General features: G+C 37.6%; 16 protein-coding genes, 1 tRNA gene, 1 rRNA gene, 1 other RNA gene and 1 other annotated feature. Of the genes, 5 read left to right on the top strand and 14 right to left on the bottom strand.

Annotated features, from left to right (window positions below):
- The 8 genes from ACOZIR_RS28215 to tadA all read right to left on the bottom strand — a co-directional run.
- Positions 1-70, bottom strand: a 16S ribosomal RNA gene (locus ACOZIR_RS28215); the annotation flags it as partial.
- Between the two features lie 288 nt (positions 71-358).
- Positions 359-628, bottom strand: a complete 270-nt coding sequence (locus tag ACOZIR_RS28210; RefSeq protein ID WP_013081328.1) for a pro-sigmaK processing inhibitor BofA family protein — start codon at positions 626-628, stop codon at positions 359-361.
- A gap of 116 nt (positions 629-744) precedes the next feature.
- Entirely contained in the window at positions 745-969 is a 225-nt protein-coding gene (locus ACOZIR_RS28205) for a YaaL family protein (protein ID WP_045295525.1), read from the bottom strand.
- A gap of 14 nt (positions 970-983) precedes the next feature.
- Positions 984-1580, bottom strand: a complete 597-nt coding sequence (recR, locus tag ACOZIR_RS28200) for a recombination mediator RecR (protein WP_014461944.1) — start codon at positions 1578-1580, stop codon at positions 984-986.
- A 15-nt stretch (positions 1581-1595) separates the two neighbouring features.
- Entirely contained in the window at positions 1596-1916 is a 321-nt protein-coding gene (locus ACOZIR_RS28195) for a YbaB/EbfC family nucleoid-associated protein (protein WP_013081327.1), read from the bottom strand.
- A 19-nt stretch (positions 1917-1935) separates the two neighbouring features.
- Positions 1936-3627, bottom strand: a complete 1692-nt coding sequence (gene dnaX / locus ACOZIR_RS28190; protein ID WP_045295527.1) for a DNA polymerase III subunit gamma/tau — start codon at positions 3625-3627, stop codon at positions 1936-1938.
- 130 nt (positions 3628-3757) lie between these two features.
- Positions 3758-4022, bottom strand: an RNA gene (gene ffs / locus ACOZIR_RS28185) — signal recognition particle sRNA large type.
- Between the two features lie 185 nt (positions 4023-4207).
- The gene (tadA, locus tag ACOZIR_RS28180; protein WP_080890255.1) at positions 4208-4678 is read right to left on the bottom strand and encodes a tRNA adenosine(34) deaminase TadA; all 471 of its coding nucleotides are present in this window, start codon (positions 4676-4678) and stop codon (positions 4208-4210) included.
- 79 nt (positions 4679-4757) lie between these two features.
- Here tadA and ACOZIR_RS28175 point away from each other — a divergent pair, with 79 nt between their 5' ends.
- The 4 genes from ACOZIR_RS28175 to ACOZIR_RS28160 all read left to right on the top strand — a co-directional run bounded on the left by ACOZIR_RS28175 (position 4758) and on the right by ACOZIR_RS28160 (position 8117).
- The gene (locus ACOZIR_RS28175) at positions 4758-5300 is read left to right on the top strand and encodes an isochorismatase family cysteine hydrolase (RefSeq protein ID WP_045295529.1); all 543 of its coding nucleotides are present in this window, start codon (positions 4758-4760) and stop codon (positions 5298-5300) included.
- Positions 5301-5356: 56 nt separating this feature from the next.
- A complete protein-coding gene (locus tag ACOZIR_RS28170; RefSeq protein ID WP_328121573.1) occupies positions 5357-6658 on the top strand; it encodes a glycoside hydrolase family 18 protein in 1302 nt (433 codons plus the stop codon).
- 143 nt (positions 6659-6801) lie between these two features.
- Positions 6802-7437, top strand: coding sequence for a deoxynucleoside kinase (locus ACOZIR_RS28165; protein WP_045295533.1), 636 nt, complete (start codon positions 6802-6804; stop codon positions 7435-7437).
- Positions 7437-8117, top strand: coding sequence for a deoxynucleoside kinase (locus ACOZIR_RS28160; RefSeq protein WP_045295535.1), 681 nt, complete (start codon positions 7437-7439; stop codon positions 8115-8117). Before ACOZIR_RS28165 ends, ACOZIR_RS28160 begins: the two co-directional genes overlap by 1 nt.
- A 120-nt stretch (positions 8118-8237) precedes the next feature.
- On the opposite strand, the gene ACOZIR_RS28155 is transcribed toward ACOZIR_RS28160, so the two are convergent.
- The 6 genes from ACOZIR_RS28155 to guaB all read right to left on the bottom strand — a co-directional run bounded on the left by ACOZIR_RS28155 (position 8238) and on the right by guaB (position 14697).
- Positions 8238-8330, bottom strand: a tRNA-Ser gene (locus ACOZIR_RS28155).
- A 108-nt stretch (positions 8331-8438) separates the two neighbouring features.
- On the bottom strand, positions 8439-9716 hold the full coding sequence (gene serS / locus ACOZIR_RS28150) for a serine--tRNA ligase (RefSeq protein ID WP_013054831.1): 1278 nt from the start codon (positions 9714-9716) through the stop codon (positions 8439-8441).
- Positions 9717-9768: 52 nt separating this feature from the next.
- Positions 9769-9981: a binding site (T-box leader), on the bottom strand.
- Positions 9982-10038: 57 nt separating this feature from the next.
- Positions 10039-10626: a pyridoxal 5'-phosphate synthase glutaminase subunit PdxT gene (gene pdxT / locus ACOZIR_RS28145; RefSeq protein WP_045295538.1), complete on the bottom strand. Its 588-nt coding sequence runs from the start codon at positions 10624-10626 to the stop codon at positions 10039-10041.
- A gap of 21 nt (positions 10627-10647) precedes the next feature.
- Complete coding sequence (gene pdxS / locus ACOZIR_RS28140) at positions 10648-11535, bottom strand: pyridoxal 5'-phosphate synthase lyase subunit PdxS (RefSeq protein WP_013054829.1); 888 nt, start codon at positions 11533-11535, stop codon at positions 10648-10650.
- A gap of 189 nt (positions 11536-11724) precedes the next feature.
- The gene (locus ACOZIR_RS28135; protein WP_045295540.1) at positions 11725-13080 is read right to left on the bottom strand and encodes a serine hydrolase; all 1356 of its coding nucleotides are present in this window, start codon (positions 13078-13080) and stop codon (positions 11725-11727) included.
- Positions 13081-13230: 150 nt separating this feature from the next.
- Positions 13231-14697, bottom strand: a complete 1467-nt coding sequence (gene guaB / locus ACOZIR_RS28130) for an IMP dehydrogenase (protein ID WP_013054827.1) — start codon at positions 14695-14697, stop codon at positions 13231-13233.
- Positions 14698-14813: 116 nt separating this feature from the next.
- Between guaB and ACOZIR_RS28125 the strand changes: the two genes are divergently transcribed.
- Positions 14814-15779: a YaaC family protein gene (locus tag ACOZIR_RS28125; protein WP_045295542.1), complete on the top strand. Its 966-nt coding sequence runs from the start codon at positions 14814-14816 to the stop codon at positions 15777-15779.
- Positions 15780-15826: the final 47 nt, after the last annotated feature.

Genomic DNA, 15826 nt, shown 5'->3' with positions numbered 1-15826 from the left:
TTCGCTCGACTTGCATGTATTAGGCACGCCGCCAGCGTTCATCCTGAGCCAGGATCAAACTCTCCGAAGAAATGTTTGACTTGCTCAATTTAAAAATAAAAATTAACGTTGACGTTTACTATTTCGTTCAGTTTTCAAAGAACTCTTGTCTCAAGGCGACTTTCTTATCTTACCACCTTAAGAATAACTTGTCAACAACTTTTTTCATTAAGTTATTTTCGAGTTATTTTTTGTTGTTGTCTTAGCGACGTATATAAATATAACATCTGTTAACTTAATGGTCAACAACTTTTTCAAAAAAAATAAAAGTTTTCTCGAAAAGATTCCAGAAAACTTTTATTTTGGATATTCCTCTAAATTATAATATGAAATTATTAATAACAAGTAAGGCAGCTATTCCTGGAATACCTAAAATAGCTGAAACAATAGCTGTGGGGAAATTAATAGGAATATGAATACCGAACTGTACGCCAAAGATGTTAATAAAGAAAAGCAGCAGAACGCCAATAATAAGCTTAATCGATAAATTTCCAATGACTCGAAGCATTTTTTCAACACCACCTGTTACTAAGAGTAGAATAATTAGCCCTATTAAAAAAGACACAACTACAATGGGATGATTTAGCATGTTGCCTCCTTCTTAAAGCAGATAAGTTACCTTATATGTATGTCCAAGCATTCAAAAAAAGCACTATTTCACAGAGAGAAATCCTTATTTTATAAAGACAACAAAACAGGATGCCTCTATGACATCCTGTTAATTGAAATATTTCGATGCTTGGCTTCTTTTAATAGAAAAAGATACTTCATTTTGGCTAATCGAATATCTACCATTACCTCTTCTGAAGGATCTACACTTCTTTCTACCATTGAAGTTTTGTGACTCCATTCCTGCTTCACTTGCATAAAAGTATTCACAAATTCATCATCGTACTCTTTGCGTAACCAACCTTTTCTTTTAAAAAACATATGCAAGTACCTCGTTATACTTCTCTTCTACCTTCTAGGGCTTTAGATAATGTTACTTCGTCTGCGTACTCAAGGTCTCCTCCGACGGGTAACCCATGAGCAATTCTAGTAATTTTAATTCCTGTCGGCTTTAAGAGCCTAGAGATATACATAGCAGTAGCTTCTCCCTCTATATTCGGGTTAGTAGCTAAAATCACTTCTTGAATCTCATCATCTTGAAGTCTTTTTAATAACTCTGGTACTTTGATATCTTCAGGCCCTATTCCTTCCATAGGTGAAATTGCACCATGCAGGACATGATACAAGCCGTTATATTCTTTCATTTTCTCCATTGCAATGACATCTTTAGGGTCTTGCACGACACACACCACACTTCGCTCCCTACGCTGATCTTGACAAATGTAGCAAGGATCTTGATCTGTGATATGCCCGCAAACTGAACAATAGGTTAAATTTCGCTTCGCATTGACTAATGCTTTTGCAAAATCTAATACCGTATCTTCTTTCATAGATAAAACAAAGAACGCCAAGCGAACAGCTGTTTTTGGACCAATGCCGGGTAACTTCATAAAACTATCTATAAGCTTTGATATTGGTTCTGGATAATGCACGTGGCAACCACCTTATTAAAGTCCTGGAATATTTAAACCTTTTGTAAATTGACCCATTGTGTTATTTGTTAAATCATCCATTTGTTTTAATGCGTCATTTGTTGCTGCTAGTACTAAATCTTGTAGCATTTCAATATCTTCAGGATCTACTACATCCTCTTTAATATTTACATCAATTACTTGTTTCTGACCGTTAACCACAACTGTTACCATTCCACCGCCAGCTGTACCTTCAACAGTTTTTTCAGCTAACTCTTCCTGCGCTTTTTGCATATCTTTTTGCATTTTTTGCATTTGTTTCATCATTTTTTGCATATTGCCCATGCCTTTCATCATATGAACATTCCTCCTAAATTTACTCTTGAATTTCGATTAAGTCTTCTCCAAATAGCTTTTTCGCTTCTGCAACCACAGGGTCTTCCTCCTGTGGTTGACCTGATGACCCATCACTTTGCTGTCCTTGAAGAAACTCTTCTCTTACTTTATCCCATTCACTTTCTGGAATTGCAACCATTTCACGCTTGCTGCCAATTAAAGTATATAAGATATTCTCTAAATTATCACGTACATTGTTGTTATTTTCAGAAGCCATTTTGCAATGAATTTCATATTTAAATTTAAGTATAAATGATTGATCTGAAGACGCAACCGGTTCACTGTTAGATAACAACGCTGCATGTGAAGCTTTATTTTGTTGTTTCAAAGTGTCCAATACCTGCGCCCAAGATCGCTTAATCGTTTCTAAATTCTGCCGAGTGGCATTTTTTAAAACTTCATTTACCTTCCCAACAGGCGTTTTGTACTGGCTTCTTGACTGTCTTGTCTGTTTTTTCTCTGTTTGCACTGCCTGAGCAGCTGTATGATCAACTTGAATGCCTTTTTCTTTTAGCTGCTGCAGTTCTGCTTCCATTTGATTCATTTTTTGCAAAATGTCTTGATACGGAAGAGAACTCTCTTGACTTGTAGAACTTTGAGCTAATTTTACTAAAGCGACTTCAAGTAGCACTCGAGGATGATTGCTCCATTTCATCTCTTGCTGAGTTTGGTTCAATTCAGCAATGACTTTATAAATAAAGGCACTATCCATTTTTGAACTGAGTTCTTTAAACTCTTCGTTAACCGCTGCTTTTTCAAGTAAATATGCATTTTCTTCAGAAGCTTGATAAAGCAGAACATCACGATAATAGAAGATGAGGTCCTCTACAAACCTTGCTGGATCTTTTCCGTTTTTGATCAAACTTTCAACAGAGTCTAACGCTTCTACAATATTTTCGTTAAAGATAGCTTGGACGATCTTCACAATAAAAGCCTGTGATACCGCTCCTGTTATGGATAGAACATCCTCTAAGCTCACCATCTCCGTACTATACGAGATGGCTTGGTCTAAAAGACTAAGTGCATCACGCATGCCGCCTTCTGAAGCTTTCGCAATTTCGTAAAGAGCATCCTCGCTTACTTCTAGCTCTTCAGAACCTAATACTTCCTTCATTCGATATACGATATCTTCTGGCGAAATGCGTTTGAAATCAAAGCGCTGACATCTGGAGATAATCGTTAATGGAATTTTATGCGGCTCTGTTGTAGCTAAAATAAAGATGACATGTGCAGGAGGTTCTTCTAACGTTTTTAATAAAGCGTTAAAAGCTCCAATTGAAAGCATATGAACTTCATCAATAATGTACACTTTGTATCGAACAGCACTAGGTGCATATTTTACTTTATCACGGATATCTCGAATTTCATCGACTCCATTATTAGAGGCTGCATCAATTTCAATTACATCAGAAATGGAACCATCAGTAATTCCCCGACAAGTTGCACATTCATTACAAGGTTCAGCAATGGGTGCTTTTTCACAGTTAACGGCTTTTGCTAAAATTTTAGCAGCTGTTGTCTTCCCTGTCCCTCGAGGCCCAGAAAATAAATACGCATGCGAAAATTTTTCTTGGACAAGGGCATTTTGAAGTGTTTTGATAATATGTTGTTGACCGACTACGTCGTTAAAGCTTTGAGGACGGTATACACGGTACAGAGCCTGATATGCCACTACATCCTCTCCTTTTAATATAATTCATTAGTTATCATTATAGCGTATTATGAGGCTTTTTTTCAAAATAGTAAGTGATAAAATAAAAAGCCTACTCCCACAGAGTAGACTAAACTTATGTATATAACTGCCGTGCACCTTCCGTCGATTAGCCACCCCAGGCGTTACTTAAGCAGTTAGCTCGGTTCAGGCGACCCCATGGCACATGAGAGATTCTGCTTACTGCTGCTTCCTTCCGGACCTGACAGGGTTCACAGATTCCCATTGCATAGGACCCAAACGTCAACACCACTTACTTAAGGCAGACCCTAAGATGAGCTAACCTCAAGAAGGAATTCGGCCTCGCTAGAGCGGATTGCGAGTACAGGGCACCGCTACCTCCCCGCTTAGCACGGCAAAGTTGAAANTCAAGAAGGAATTCGGCCTCGCTAGAGCGGATTGCGAGTACAGGGCACCGCTACCTCCCCGCTTAGCACGGCAAAGTTGAAACCAATAGTTTGGGCATCAAGTTGATGCATTTACAAGTATACGTCTTTTCATTCAAAAATGCAACCGCTATAGAAAACTTACTTTTTTAGCTCTATTTTCCAGTCTTTTTTCGTTGACGTAACTCGCGAAAAAAAGTCGTTAAGAGGCTCCCGCATTCTTCTTCTAGCATACCGCCTACTACTTCTGCCTGATGATTAAACTTTTCAAACTCTAATAAGTTTAACAATGTTCCCGCGCAGCCACCTTTAGGATCATAAGCGCCAAACACAACTCTTTTCACTCTTGATAATACAATAGCACCTGCACACATCGGGCATGGTTCTAAGGTGACATATAATGTAGCGTCTTCCAATCTCCATGTTCCTAGTTTCTTACATGCTTCATCAATTGCTAAAAGTTCTGCATGAGCAACTGATCGCTGTTCTGTTTCTCGTAAGTTATAAGCTGCAGCAATTACCTCATCATTTTGAACAATCACTGCTCCAATGGGAACCTCTAATTTATCTTTAGCTTTTAATGCTTCATCAATTGCCAACCTCATATACTTTTCATCATTTAACACTTTTTATCCAACCTTACATATTATATTTTTTCTGAGTCAAACTATTTACTATGTACATCAGGAAAAGGAGAGACCTTGTGTGAAGAATGCTAAAACTGCTTTAATTATTATTGATATGCTAAACGATTTTCAATTCAAAAACGGCAAAGTACTTGCTGAAAAATCTTTAACAATTGCTCAAAACATTGCTAAATTAAAACAATATGCCTCGTCTCAACATATCCCTATTATTTATGTCAATGACCACTATAAACTATGGCAAGCAAACTTAGAAACCATTTTAACACACTGCACAAATGAGGTAAGCTCACCCATTCTACATCACATTTCACCACAAAGCGCTGATTACTTTTTAATTAAACCAAAGCATTCTATCTTCTATGGGACAGCTTTAAATATTTTGCTATCACAGCTCGATGTGCATACACTTATTTTAACAGGAATTGCAGGAAATATATGCGTGCTTTTTTCAGCCAACGATGCTTATATGCGCGAGTATGACTTAATTGTTCCTGAAGATTGTATTGCTTCAAACGCAGATGAAGACAATACCTTCGCTTTGAGAATGATGCATAACGTATTAAATGCTCGTATTTGCAAACATACTGAGTTGATGAATTAAGTAAAAAGCCTTCTCATATGATGGAAGTAAGTCATATGAAATGGAGGCTTTTTATTATGCAAATTTACACTGTTAAAGCAGGTGACAGTATATATAGTATTGCAAAACAGTTTCGCATTGAAGCAGGAAAAATTATAAGAGCAAATGAATTACCTAATCCAAATCAACTCGTCATTGGCCAATCTATGGTTATTCCCATCAACGGTACTTACTACACAGTAAAAGCTGGGGACACTATATGGAAGATAGGAAGAAAATTAGGCGTTAGCTATCAGGCTATTGCCAATGCGAACAATGTTTCAGTTACAGCACCCTTAACACCTGGCCGCCGAATCTTAATTCCCCCTTCCCCAAACAAAAGAAACGGTGAGTTTTTAGGGTATGTTGAAACAAGCAATCGAAAAATCACCCCCCAAACAGAGAAAATGATTAATCAAAATGCAAAATATCTTACCTATCTTGGGCCAGCTAACTTCGAAGTGCAAAAAGACGGTTCTCTAAAGGCACCTCCACTTAACAATTTAGGTTCTATTGCTAAAGAAAATGATGTCATTTTCTTAATGGTATTGGCTAATATTGAAAACGGCGCATTCAGTGACGAAGTCGGCCGAGCAATTTTAACTAATAAAGACGTTCAAGATACGCTCTTAAATAATATTGTAAAAACAGCGAAAGAACAAAATTTCAGAGACATTCACTTTGACTTCGAATTTTTGCGTCCGGCAGATAAAGAAGCCTATATTGCATTTTTACAGAAAGCAAAAAAGCGTCTTCAAGATGAGCAACTTCTCATGTCTGTCGCTTTAGCTCCGAAGACAAGTCGAGATCAAAAAGGCAAATGGTACGAAGCACATGATTATAAAGCCATTGGAGAGATTGCTAACTTCGTTGTTCCGATGACATATGAATGGGGATATAGCGGTGGGCCTCCTATGGCTGTCTCTCCTATTGGTCCCGTACGTGATGTTTTAGAATATGCAGTATCTGAAATACCTAGTTCAAAAATTATTATGGGCCAAAACCTATACGGTTACGATTGGACACTTCCTTACAAACCAGGAGGAGAATATGCCAAAGCCATTAGTCCTCAACGAGCTATTGAGTTGGCAGCTCGCTATAAAGTAGCTATTCAATACGACAATAAAGCGCAAGCTCCTTTCTTCCGCTATAAAGATGAACAGCAGCGCACCCACGAAGTATGGTTTGAAGACGCTAGGTCTATTCAAGCCAAGTTTGATTTAATCAAAGAACTAAAACTTAGAGGAATGGCTTACTGGAAACTAGGCTTAGATTTTCCACAAAACTGGCTCTTGATTGAAGACAACTTCAAAATTACAAAAAGACTGACACAACAATAAATAGGGAAAGCTTACTGTTAACAGTAGGCTTTTTGTTATTCTTCTTACTGAAAGAAATTTCTTTTCCCCTTATTCTCCTTCTCTATGTTAAAATATTTTTTGTCTGTTTTTTTTGAACGAGTGGTCATGAAGGAGGCAAATGAATGCAAGGCACACCTTTTATTTCAGTAGAAGGACCCATCGGTGTCGGAAAAACCTCTCTAGCTAAAGAGATTGCACAAGCATTTCAATTCGAAATTTTAAAAGAAATCGTAGATGAAAATCCATTTCTCGGGAAATTTTATGAGAATATCGACGAGTGGAGTTTTCAAACCGAAATGTTTTTTCTATGTAATCGATATAAGCAGTTAGAGGATATTCAAAAAGGGTTCTTATCTTATAAAAAACCTGTTGTAGCAGATTATCATATTATGAAAAACATGATTTTTGCTGAGCAAACGTTAAAAGATGAACAGTATAAAAAATATGTACAAATCTTTCACATCTTAACGGCTGATATGCAAGCTCCGAACATTATTATTTATTTAAATGCAAGTTTGGATACCTTGCTAAAGCGTATTAAAATGCGTGGAAGAGAAATTGAACGAAACATCGATCCTCACTACCTTGCGAGACTAAGTGATGATTATGAAAAAGCTATGACGGCATTTGAACAAAAGAACCCTGACGTAACCATTTTACGTTACAACGGTGATGAAATAGATTTTGTACAAAATAAACAACACTTAAATAGAATCTTATCAGAGGTTCAAGAGAGTATGTTAAAAAGGAGTATGTAATGGCAAACTTACGATCGAAATACAACATTCCTAATGATGCTGTGTTGACGATAGCGGGTACAGTTGGAGTTGGGAAATCTACGATGACTCAATCATTGGCTGATGCTCTCCAATTTCGCACATCATTTGAAAAAGTAGATTCCAATCCTTACCTGGACAAATTTTATGGGGATTTTGAACGCTGGAGCTTTCACCTACAAGTATATTTTCTAGCGGAGCGCTTTAAAGAACAAAAGAAAATTTTCGAGTATGGCGGCGGCTTCATCCAAGACAGATCCATTTACGAAGATACCGGTATCTTTGCTAAGATGCATTTTGAAAAAGGAACAATGTCTAAAGTAGACTATGAAACATATACAAGCTTGTTCGATGCAATGGTTATGACTCCATACTTCCCTCATCCGGATCTGCTCATTTATTTGGAAGGCAGCTTCGAAGATATTGTAGATCGCATTCAAGAAAGAGGGCGACCAATGGAACAACAAACGCCTCTTGATTATTGGAAAGAGATGCACGCCCGATATGAAGACTGGATTAATAACTTTACAGCTTGCCCTATTCTCCGTTTAGATATTAGAGAATACGACCTGCTCAAGGATCCTGATTCAATTGAATCAATTGTTGAAAAAGTGGCTCGCTTTTTACAACATAATGAAAAGTTAAAACGTCGTCAGCTATAAAAAAATGCCGCTTTATCTACTAAAGCGGCATTTTTAACAAATAAAAAACCGTTACTTATAAGTAACGGTTTTCCAATCTCCAATTTATCGCGCTATGTTAATTGCATTATAAGTCAAATATGGCGGAGGAAGAGGGATTCGAACCCCCGCGGGCTTTAACACCCCTGTCGGTTTTCAAGACCGATCCCTTCAGCCGGACTTGGGTATTCCTCCGTATCGACAAGTATTAATTTATCATATATAAATAATGAAGTCAACACTTTTATTATTTTTTTAAAAAGGATGTTCATTAAAAATCAATTTAATGAACATCTTCTACTTTTATTTAGAAATAAATTCTTTATTCCCCATATATGGACGCAGCACTTCTGGAATTTGAATTGATCCATCTTCCTGCTGATAGTTTTCTAAAATTGCAGCTACCGTACGACCAATTGCTAAGCCAGAACCGTTTAGTGTATGAACATGTTCTGGTTTTGCTTTTGTATCACGGCGAAAGCGAATATTAGCACGGCGAGCTTGGAAGCTTTCAAAGTTTGAACAAGAAGAAATTTCACGATACGTTTCATAACTTGGAATCCAAACTTCAATATCATACTTTTTGGCTGCTGTGAAACCTAAGTCAGCTGTACACATGCTTAGAACTCGGTAAGGTAAACCTAATAGTTGAAGAACCTTTTCAGCATGGCCCGTTAATTTTTCTAATTCATCATAAGAATCTTCTGGCTTAACAAAGCGAACAAGTTCTACTTTATTAAACTGATGCTGACGAATAAGCCCACGTGTATCTCTTCCTGCAGAGCCTGCTTCTGAGCGGAAGCAAGCACTATATGCTGTATAAGCAATTGGAAGCTGGTCTCCGCTTAAAATTTCATCACGATGTAAATTTGTAACTGGTACTTCAGCTGTAGGAATTAAGAAATAATCTTCTTCTTTAATCTTGAATGCATCTTCTTCAAATTTAGGAAGCTGCCCTGTTCCTGTCATGCTTGTACGATTTACCATATATGGAGGAAGGATTTCTTCATAACCATGCTCATCCATATGTAAATCCATCATAAAATTAATAAGAGCACGTTCTAGCCTTGCACCTAATCCTTTATAAAATACAAAGCGGCTTCCCGTTACTTTCGAAGCTCTTTCAAAATCTAAAATATTTAAATCTGTTCCTAAATCCCAATGCGGTTTTGGTTCAAAATCAAATTGTTTAATTTCTCCCCATTTGCGAACTTCTACGTTGTCATCCTCAGTTTCACCTACAGGCGTACTTTCATGTGGAACGTTAGGAATTGAAAGCAACAATAGCTCTAACTCTTCTTCAACGCTGCGAAGCTCTTCATCCAATTGCTTTACGCGGTCTCCTACTTCACGCATTTCAACGATTAAATGATCAGCATCTTGTTTTTCACGCTTCAATTGTGCAATTTGCTGTGATACTTCATTTCGCTTGCTTTTTAACTCTTCTGTTTGAGCAATTAGCTCACGGCGTTTGGCATCTAACTCTTCAAAGCGACCTAAGTCCGTTAAGTCTTCACCACGAAACTTGAGCTTTTCTTTTACTTCATTAAAATTAGCACGTAAAAATTTTAAATCTAACATACTTAGTACCTCCTTTAGTATAAAAGGGCAAAATAAAAACTCTCATCCCCATGAAAGGGACGAGAGTTTACCCGCGTTGCCACCCTAATTGAAAGCTAAAATAAGCCTTCCTCTTAAACCAGATAACGGATGAACCGAAACTGCCTACTACTTTTTCGACAGCTTGCTCCAGGACGGATTCATAAGAATTGATTATCGATTCACACCAGCCATCGACTCTCTTGAAATCAAAAATCTTATTACTATTTCCTATCAACGCTTTATACCAATATCATTTTTAATAATCATAATGTACTACAAGTCTTTACAAGATGCAATTCATTTATACAGGTTTTTTTGAAGCTTCTTCAACCATTGCTACAAAATACTGAGCCATGCGAGCATCATCTGTTAATTCTGGATGAAATGAACATCCCAAGAATTGACCTTGTCTTGCTGCAACAATTCGGTCGTTATGCATTGCCAAGACTTCAACGCTTTCTCCTACTTCTACAATATGCGGAGCACGGATAAATACGCCTATAAAATCTTCACCAATATCTTTAATGTTTAGAGCAGCTTCAAAGCTATCTCGTTGACGCCCAAATGAGTTTCGAGCTACCGTAATATCCATAACACCTAAATGGGGCTCTTCACGGTCAACAACTTGTCCTGCAAGTAAAATTAAACCCGCACACGTACCAAACACCGGTTTACCTGCTTGTGCAAACTGGCGAAGGGGTTCCATAAAATCATACTTGTCAATCAGACGACGCATCGCTGTGCTTTCGCCGCCCGGTAGGATTAAACCATCTATTTCGTCTAGCTGTTCAACTTTTTTAATGATAATGGCTTCAGCGCCTGCTGCTTCTAATGCTTGTGCATGCTCGCGAAAGGCACCTTGTAATCCTAACACGCCTACTTTTACCATTTTGTCAAAACTCCCTTTAAATTACCATCCACGCTCTTGCATGCGGTTTTCTGGTAATAATGATGAAATTTCAATCCCTTTCATTGCACTTCCTAATCCTTTTGACAAGTTTGCAATGAGTTCATAGTCTTGATAATGCGTTGTTGCCTCCACGATTGCTCGAGCAAATTTTTCAGGGTTGTCTGATTTAAAGATTCCTGAACCAACGAATACACCGTCTGCTCCAAGCTGCATCATTAACGCTGCGTCCGCTGGTGTTGCTACACCGCCTGCTGCAAAGTTTACAACCGGTAGGCGACCTTCACGTTTAATTTGCAGTAATAACTCATAAGGCGCACCTAATAGTTTTGCCTCTGTCATTAACTCATCTTCGTCCATGCCCACAACTTTACGTACTTGAGCGTTTACTTGGCGCATATGACGCACTGCTTCTACGATGTTTCCTGTCCCTGGTTCGCCTTTTGTACGAAGCATTGCAGCTCCTTCAGCGATACGACGGGATGCTTCACCAAGATCACGACAACCGCACACAAATGGAACCGTAAATGTATTTTTATTTAAATGAAACTCCTCATCAGCTGGAGTCAACACTTCACTTTCATCGATGTAGTCTACACCCATCGCTTCTAGCACGCGTGCTTCAACAATATGGCCAATACGAGCTTTTGCCATAACTGGAATGGACACAGCATTCATCACTTCTTCAACAATTGTTGGGTCTGCCATACGAGACACGCCGCCTGCTGCACGGATATCAGCTGGAACACGCTCTAATGCCATAACGGCAACAGCGCCTGCTGCTTCTGCAATTTTTGCTTGCTCTGCATTGATAACGTCCATGATAACGCCACCTTTTTGCATTTCCGCCATTCCTCGTTTTACACGATCAGTACCTGTAATGTTATTCATGTTTGTCTTCCTCCTGTATCAAGTGTTTCACAATAATTTTTAGTGTATATACAAAATTCAAAACTTAGTGTCTATTCTACCGCATTTTTCGGAAAATTCCTATCTAATTTATAGATTATATACAAACAAATCTAAAAATAAAAAAAGAGATACTCTCTTGTAGTATCTCTTCTTTCTCTTGAGTTATCATTAAAACCAGTTATTCACTGTATTTGCAGCATTCATCCAAATATCGCTAAAGAAGTTACCGATGCTGCGGATAGCGAGAGAGAACCATCCAGCTTTTTCAACAGATTCATTTGTCACAACCGGTGTCATGCTATCTGTAGTTTGGCCTCCTACATAGCCTAGATCTTTAAGATTGCTGTTTGTTGCACTCACATAAGCAACTGTTTCTCCTTTTTTAATAGGAGCTACAACTTTTTGATCGTTCACAACTTTATCGTTTAACTTAAAGTTGATTTTAGTATGATCTTTTTGACCTTTTTCGGTAATAATCTTTACCGAATCTTTTGGAGAAACGGAAGCTTCTTTTGATTTTCCTTTAGCAACATCAATTGTTTCGTGCCCTTTAATCTCGCCGTTAGCAGGCACCACTTCTTTTAACTGAAAATGACTAAAAGCGTAATCTAATATCTTTTTCGTTTGAGAAAAACGAGCAGCTTCCGTAGACTTGCCGTTTTCCTTAGCATTCATTACAACTGTTATGTATCTTACCCCGTTACGCTCTGCAGTCCCAGTGAAACATTGACCTGCAAAATCTGTATGACCAGTTTTCAAGCCGTCTACGCCGCTGTATGCAGCTGAAAAACCAGGGAGCATCTTATTCCAATTGTTCATTTTTGTTTCGCCTTGCTGCCCTTGTCTAAACATCTTAGAAGGAGTTTTGGCTACTTCCAAAGATTCTGGATAATCATGAATCAAGTGATAAGCAAGAGTAGCAACTGCCCGAGCAGATAGAAGGTTCTCATCTTCTTCCTTCGTTCCTTTTGGATACATTCCTTTTAACAAGGAATTAGAAAGACCTGTAGAATTGACAAATTTTGATTCACCCATATTTAATTTTTTTGCTGTTTCATTCATTAACTTAATAAAACGTTCTTCAGAACCACTGACAGCTTCAGCTAAAGCAATGGCTGCTCCATTAGCTGAGTAAATAGCCATGGCATCATATAATTCTTTTACCGTATATTTTTGGTTTTCGATTAATGGTACATTTGATAATCCATAATCCTGGGAAATTTTAGCCGCATATTTACTAACTGGCACACGTTGATCCCAAGATAATTTCTTATCTTTTATGGATTCTAATACTAAGTATTCTGTCATCATTTTTGTCATGCTTGCAATACCTAATAAAGCATCCGTATTTTTCCCGTATAGCACTTTCCCCGTACTTGCCTCTACTAAAATGGCTGCATCTGCTTCAACACCAATATCATCTGTTTTAGAAGCAGCTGATGCTTGTGTAGAGACAAAAAATACGCTGGCCATTAACATAACAGCAATGACACAAATTAATTGTTTCTGTACTGCGTTTCTCACTCTATACCCTCCAAACGTAAACTCACATAAATGTAATTTTATCATACTAAAATTTAAAAAAATAGATAAAGAAGTACTGTTACATTCATGATTAATGACATAAAAAACACGTTTCCCTATTAAGGAAACGTGTTTTTTAAACATTCATGATTATCTCATAGAATAGTTAGGAGATTCTTTTGTAATTTGTACATCATGTGGGTGACTTTCTCTTAAACCTGCTCCAGTCATACGAATGAATTGTGCCTGTTCACGTAACGCTTCTAAGTTAGCTGAACCACAGTAACCCATTCCTGCACGTAAACCACCAATCATTTGATATAAAGTATCTGCTACAGGCCCTTTGTAAGGCAAACGGCCTTCGATACCTTCTGGAACTAATTTTTTATTATCTTCTTGGAAGTATCGATCTTTACTTCCTTTTTCCATAGCTCCTACAGAGCCCATTCCACGGTACACTTTAAATCGTCTTCCTTGGTAGATTTCTGTTTCGCCAGGACTTTCTGTCGTTCCTGCTAGAAGGCTTCCTAGCATTACTGTATGTCCACCAGCTGCAAGTGCTTTTACGATATCTCCAGAGTACTTAATACCGCCATCTGCGATAATAGCTACACCGTGCTTACGAGCTTCGGTTGCACAGTCATATACTGCTGTGATTTGTGGAACGCCTACACCAGCTACAACACGAGTTGTACAAATTGAACCAGGTCCAATTCCTACTTTTACTACGTTTGCTCCAGCTTCAATTAATGCTTTTGTACCTTCAGCAGTTGCTACGTTACCAGCAATAATATTTAATTCTGGATATGCCTCGCGAATGCTGCGTACTGTATCTAAAACGCCTTGTGAATGTCCATGCGCTGTATCAATAACGATAACATCAACGCCAGCTTGTACTAATTTTTCGATACGAACATTTGAATCAGCTGTTACGCCAACAGCTGCTCCAACTAATAATCGACCTTGTTGATCTTTAGCTGCATTTGGAAACTCAATTACTTTTTCAATGTCTTTAATTGTGATAAGACCTTTTAATACGCCATTGTCATCTACAAGAGGTAACTTTTCAATTTTGTATTGCTGTAGAATTTTCTCTGCTTCTTCTAAAGTCGTTCCTACTGGAGCAGTAACTAATTCTTCTTTTGTCATTACGTCAGCAATTTGCATTGAATAATCTTGGATGAAACGCAAGTCACGGTTTGTAAGGATTCCAACTAGTTTTTGTTCTTCTTCGTTGTTGACAATCGGCACACCCGAGATACGATATTTGCCCATTAAATGTTCAGCAGCAAATACTTGGTTTTCAGGAGTTAAAAAGAAGGGATCCGTGATAACACCACTTTCAGAACGTTTTACTTTATCAACTTGTTCTGCTTGCTGTTCAATCGACATGTTTTTGTGAATGATACCTAAACCACCTTGTCTAGCCATTGCAATAGCCATTTCAGCTTCTGTAACTGTATCCATTCCTGCACTGATGAACGGCACCTTTAATTTTAATGTTTTTGTTAGTTCAACACTCATATCAACGTCTTTAGGTAGTACCTCAGATTTTGCTGGCACCAGTAAAACGTCATCAAATGTTAAGCCTTCTTTAGAAAATTTGCTTTCCCACATTATAGAATCCTCCTTTAAACGACAGAATATTATTAGTAGATTAACAAGCAGATATGTACCTGTCAATAACTTCACTAGATATCAGATAATTCTAATAAAAAGAAAAGGTGATTTAGTTGCATAAATTTAATGATGTTTGGACGTCTTACAATTTATTTTTCTCCGTTCCTTTTGTACAAGACTTTTTAAAAAAGCGCTATCAAAAGTTGAATTATAGCGATGCAGAGCAACATAGCTTTAAAAACAGTTACCCATTTATTTATTATTTGGAACACAGTAAAAATTATTATCAAGTTGCGGCACAATCTCCTGTATCAGTTCAACCAGTTTTATTATTTTATGGAATGTCACAGCTGTTAAAAGCCTGTTTGTTAACACAAAACCCAGTATATCCTGAAAATACGGCGGTGTTAGCACATGGAGTATCAACACGAAAAAGAAAAAAACAAAGTTATGATTTTTTAGATGATGAAGTTAAGATCCAAAAAAGCGGTTTATTTTCACAAGTAGGAGAAGAATTGTTTCATGTGAAACAACTGGAAGGTAGTAAATATACAATGAATTATCTATTGTCTTGTGTACCTGAATTAGATACATTATTTTTAAATTTGGGTACGAGGCCATTTTCCCATTTAACAACTATTGGATCGCTTCCAGCTACCTCTTTGCCTATTCCTGAACAAGTTACACGGTGTTATCATATGAATCACGAAAGGCTCTATTCTTTTTTAAAAGAGCGTTCCCATCTATCATTGTCCGTGTCAGAAGATCAGGTATGTATTCTTGACCCTTCAAGCTGTTTATATAATTGTTCACCTTTTATGTACAATTTCCAAGCTAACACGCTGCATGCACCGTTGGAAAAAGATAGCTGCTTATATTTCCCTGAAATGTTGGCACATTACTTATTACTTTATAATTTAAGTATGATTTCACGTTATGAAACAGAGTGGTGGTATGAATTATTGCATACATACTCTTCGAAAGATTATCCATTTATCTTGAGATTCCTTGAGGTCACGGCTCAAAAGATTCCTTACTTAATTTCTTGTTACTTAAATGAACATACAAAAAAAGACTAGCTAAAATAGCTAGTCTTTTTTCAAGTGCCTGGCAACGTCCTACTCTC

Source organism: Priestia sp. D3YE.R1 (assembly GCF_049199565.1).
In the GTDB taxonomy this organism is placed as follows: Bacteria; Bacillota; Bacilli; order Bacillales; family Bacillaceae_H; genus Priestia; species Priestia aryabhattai.
This window is presented reverse-complemented; position numbering and strand designations above follow the sequence as displayed.

Bases quoted from the DNA above. Each gene is read 5' to 3' on its own strand.
- ACOZIR_RS28210 (WP_013081328.1), bottom strand. From the start codon at position 628: ATGCTAAATCATCCCATTGTAGTTGTGTCTTTTTTAATAGGGCTAATT.
- ACOZIR_RS28205 (WP_045295525.1), bottom strand. From the start codon at position 969: ATGTTTTTTAAAAGAAAAGGTTGGTTACGCAAAGAGTACGATGATGAA.
- ACOZIR_RS28195 (WP_013081327.1), bottom strand. From the start codon at position 1,916: ATGATGAAAGGCATGGGCAATATGCAAAAAATGATGAAACAAATGCAA.
- ACOZIR_RS28170 (WP_328121573.1), top strand. From the start codon at position 5,357: ATGCAAATTTACACTGTTAAAGCAGGTGACAGTATATATAGTATTGCA.
- ACOZIR_RS28165 (WP_045295533.1), top strand. From the start codon at position 6,802: ATGCAAGGCACACCTTTTATTTCAGTAGAAGGACCCATCGGTGTCGGA.
- ACOZIR_RS28160 (WP_045295535.1), top strand. From the start codon at position 7,437: ATGGCAAACTTACGATCGAAATACAACATTCCTAATGATGCTGTGTTG.
- serS (WP_013054831.1), bottom strand. From the start codon at position 9,716: ATGTTAGATTTAAAATTTTTACGTGCTAATTTTAATGAAGTAAAAGAA.
- pdxT (WP_045295538.1), bottom strand. From the start codon at position 10,626: ATGGTAAAAGTAGGCGTGTTAGGATTACAAGGTGCCTTTCGCGAGCAT.
- pdxS (WP_013054829.1), bottom strand. From the start codon at position 11,535: ATGAATAACATTACAGGTACTGATCGTGTAAAACGAGGAATGGCGGAA.
- guaB (WP_013054827.1), bottom strand. From the start codon at position 14,697: ATGTGGGAAAGCAAATTTTCTAAAGAAGGCTTAACATTTGATGACGTT.